The organism is Pseudomonas neustonica, assembly GCF_003797945.1.
GTDB lineage: Bacteria > Pseudomonadota > Gammaproteobacteria > Pseudomonadales > Pseudomonadaceae > Halopseudomonas > Halopseudomonas neustonica.
On the sequence record NZ_RKKU01000060.1, the window covers coordinates 1 to 2,948 of the forward strand.

A 2,948-nucleotide genomic window follows, 5' to 3' on the forward strand; every position below is an offset into this window, starting at 1 on the left:
CGGGTTCTACCCCGTTTCCACGGACGGTTATAAAACAGCTAAGAGCTTTTGATCCTGCGCAGCAACTCTACGTCGCATCCTAGGATTATGGAACCGCTCGATGTATTCAAATAGGTCTGCTCTTGCCTCGTCTTGAGTACGGTAACGTCGGTGATGTACTCGCTCTCGCTTCAGCATCCCAAAGAAGCCCTCACAGGCGGCATTATCGCCACAGTGGCCAACGGCACTCATGCTGCTGACTAACCGATTGCTGCCCAGATAACGCTGGTAATCGCCGCTGGTGAACTGCGTACCCCTGTCTGAGTGCAGTTGCATATTCCGGCCCATCGTGACCGCCCATTCCGTTTGAACGTGACCGCCTGTTCCGGGCTAACGTGACCGCTCATTCCGTTTTATCGTGACCGATTTTGGGTGATATCCCGGAATCACCGGTCACGATGCCGGAATCGTCGGTCACGTTCCCCCGGAATCACTGCCAACACACTGGAATTCTTCAACTTAATCGCGCATACCGCTTCCTTTTTCCACGAGGAAGAGCGGATGCCGGCTGCGAGGATTTCCATGCGACAGATCACCGAGGTCTTGCGCCTCAAATACGAAGCCGGTCTCAGTCACGAGCGCATTGCTCGTGCCTGCGGACTCTCCAAGGGCGTCGTCGGCAAGTACGTCAGCCTGGCCCAGGTCCAGGGCGTTACCTGGCCACTGCCGAAGGACCTGGACGAGGTTCGGCTGTACGCGCTGCTGTTCCCGGCCAAGGCGCCACCGTCACGCTTTGCCGAGCCCGATTACTTCCAGGTTCATCAAGAGCTCAAGACCAAGGGCGTCACCCTGCAACTGCTCTGGGCCGAGTACGTAGAACGCCACGGCGACAAGGCGTATCGCTACAGCCAGTACTGCCACCACTACCGGCTCTGGCGTGGCCGGCAGCGCCGCAGCATGCGACAGGTCCACCGGGCTGGCGAGAAGATCTTTATCGATTACTGCGGCCCTACTGTGCCGGTGGTGGACGGCTCTACCGGTGAGGTGCGCAAGGCCCAGGTCTTTGTGGCAGTGCTGGGCGCGTCCAGTTACACCTTCGCCGAGGCTACCTGGAGCCAGAGCCTTCCAGACTGGATCGCCTCCCACCAAAGGATGTTCAGGTTCTTTGGCGGGGTACCGGAACTGCTGGTTCCGGATAACCTCAAGGCGGCGGTGACCAAGGCGGACCGCTACAGTCCGACGATCAACGAGACCTATGCTGAGCTGGCCTGCCATTACCAGACGGCGGTATTGCCAGCACGGCCCTACAAGCCCAAGGATAAGGCGAAGGCCGAGACGTCGGTGCTGTTGGTCGAGCGCTGGATCCTGGCCCGTTTACGGCATCAGATGTTCTTCTCCCTGGCCGAACTCAATGCCGCCATTGCAGCGTTGCTACCAGCCCTGAACCAGCGCCTGTTCCAGGGTCGAACCGAGAGCCGTCAGAGCCTGTTCGACGCACTTGATCGACCGGCACTGCGGCCTCTGCCAGTAGCGCCCTATACCTACGCCGAATGGCGCAAGGCCAGGCCAGGCATCGACTACCACATCGAGGTCGACAAACGCCTGTACAGCGTACCTCACGCCTTGGTGGGGCTGGTTCTGGACGTACGGTTAACGGATACCGCCCTGGAGGTCATGCACAAGGGCCAGCGGGTGGCATTACATCCCCGCCACGGGAAGAGCCGCTTCGTAACCCTGACCGAACACATGCCCAAGGCGCATCAGGCCCACAAGGACTGGTCGCCGCAGCGCTTCCTCAACTGGGCCAAGGACATCGGCCCCGGCACGCTGGAGGTGGTGCAGAGCCAGCTCAAGGACCGCCCTCATCCAGAGCATGGCTACCGCGCTTGTTTGGGATTGCTGAGTCTCAGTCGGCGCTACAGCCGTGAACGCCTTGAACAAGCCTGTGCCCGGGCGCTGTCGATTAAGTCGGCCAGCTACCAGAGCATCACCTCGATCCTGAAACAGGGGCTGGACCAGTTCCCGCTGCCTCTGGCCGACGATGAGCGTGACCTGACCGACCTGCCGGCGCACACCAACGTTCGCGGCCCGCATTACTACCACTGATCCCGGAGAGACCTATGCTGACTCACAACACACTCAACACCCTGCGCCACCTCAAGCTAACGGGCATGTGCGACGCCTTGGAACAGCAGCGGGCGCAGCCCGCAACCCATGACCTGGCGTTCGAGGAGCGCCTGGCCCTGCTGGTAGACCGGGAAGTGCTGCACCGGGAGAACCGTCGGCTGGACCGGCTACTGAAGGCTGCTCGCTTGCGCGTGCAGGCCTGCATCGAAGACATCGACTATCGCCACCCGCGAGGGCTGGAACGTTCCCGTATGGCAGGCCTGGCCAGCTGTGACTGGATCGGTCAATCGCTGAATCTGTGTATCACCGGTCCCACCGGCTGTGGCAAGACATGGCTGGCTTGCGCCCTGGGCAACCAGGCCTGCCGCCAAGGGCTATCCGTCCGCTACTTGCGGGTGCCACGGCTGTTCGAGCAAGTGCGGATCGCCCACGGCGATGGCAGCTACGCCCGCCTGATGACGCAGCTGTTGAAAACCGATCTGCTGATCCTGGATGACTGGGGCATGCAGAAGGTCAATGCCCAGCAACGACAGGATCTGATGGAGGTGATCGAGGACCGTCATGGACGTGGCTCAACGCTCATTGCCAGCCAGCTACCCACCGAACACTGGCACGACTACATCGGCTCCGCCACGCTCGCCGACGCCATCCTGGACCGGCTCCTGCACGGCGCCCACCGGCTCAATCTGAAGGGAGAATCACTGAGAAAGGCTAACGCTCAAAACGCGGTATCGATTGACCCATCGTGACCGCTCAGAGTACAAAACCCGTTCCAGCGTGAAGGCCGTGTGCAAATCGGTCACGATCACCGGAATGACCGGTCACGTTCGCCGGAATACGCA

2 protein-coding genes and 1 pseudogene are annotated in these 2,948 nt (G+C 60.9%); 2 read left to right on the forward strand and 1 reads right to left on the reverse strand.

The genetic code is table 11. The annotated features are described in order from the left end of the window. Positions 1–27: 27 nt before the first annotated feature. Positions 28–309, reverse strand: a pseudogene (locus EF096_RS20030) (IS3 family transposase); the annotation flags it as partial. A 231-nt stretch (positions 310–540) separates the two neighbouring features. On the opposite strand from EF096_RS20030, the gene istA reads away from it, so the two are divergent. Together istA and istB are read left to right on the forward strand one after the other, a co-directional pair. Next, complete coding sequence (istA, locus tag EF096_RS20035) at positions 541–2,085, forward strand: IS21 family transposase (protein WP_177412387.1); 1,545 nt, start codon at positions 541–543, stop codon at positions 2,083–2,085. Positions 2,086–2,099: 14 nt separating this feature from the next. Next, positions 2,100–2,855: an IS21-like element helper ATPase IstB gene (gene istB, locus EF096_RS20040; protein WP_123891502.1), complete on the forward strand. Its 756-nt coding sequence runs from the start codon at positions 2,100–2,102 to the stop codon at positions 2,853–2,855. The last annotated feature ends 93 nt before the right edge of the window (positions 2,856–2,948 follow it).

Bases quoted from the DNA above. Each gene is read 5' to 3' on its own strand.
- istA (WP_177412387.1), top strand. From the start codon at position 541: ATGCCGGCTGCGAGGATTTCCATGCGACAGATCACCGAGGTCTTGCGC.
- istB (WP_123891502.1), top strand. From the start codon at position 2,100: ATGCTGACTCACAACACACTCAACACCCTGCGCCACCTCAAGCTAACG.